The 445-nt window shown below is 68.5% G+C and carries 1 pseudogene; it reads left to right on the forward strand.

The window, feature by feature from the left end:
• Window positions 1-445: pseudogene (locus tag RNC47_RS36880) on the forward strand (hypothetical protein); the annotation flags it as partial.

The following is a 445-nucleotide window of genomic DNA, read 5'->3' on the forward strand; positions in this document are numbered from 1 at the left end:
ACCTTGTTCGCCGACCGGTTGCGCCGAAGCGGTCGATTGGCCGCCCAACACGTCGGCGGACTGGTGCTCAACAGCCCGTTCTTCGATCTGCACGGACCGGCGATCCGGCGCACCGCCCCCACGTCGGCCGCCCTGATCGCCCTGGCCCGGCTGCGCAAGCTGTCGGTGATCCGTAAACCCACGGAGGGCGGGTACGGCACCACGCTGCACCGCGACTACGGCGGCGAGTTCGATTACAACCTGGAGTGGAAACCGTTGGGAGGCTTCCCCGTCACGCTCGGGTGGATCAACGCCATCCGCCGCGGGCAGGCCCGCCTACACCGCGGCCTGGACGTCGGCGTGCCTAATCTGATCCTCCGATCAGACCGCAGTGTCACCGAATCCGCTGTTCCGGCGGCGATGCAGCGCGGCGCTGCCGTGCTCGACGTCAGTCAGATCGCGCGGT

It is taken from the genome of Streptomyces millisiae, assembly GCF_031845425.1.
Lineage (GTDB): Bacteria > Actinomycetota > Actinomycetes > Streptomycetales > Streptomycetaceae > Streptomyces > Streptomyces millisiae.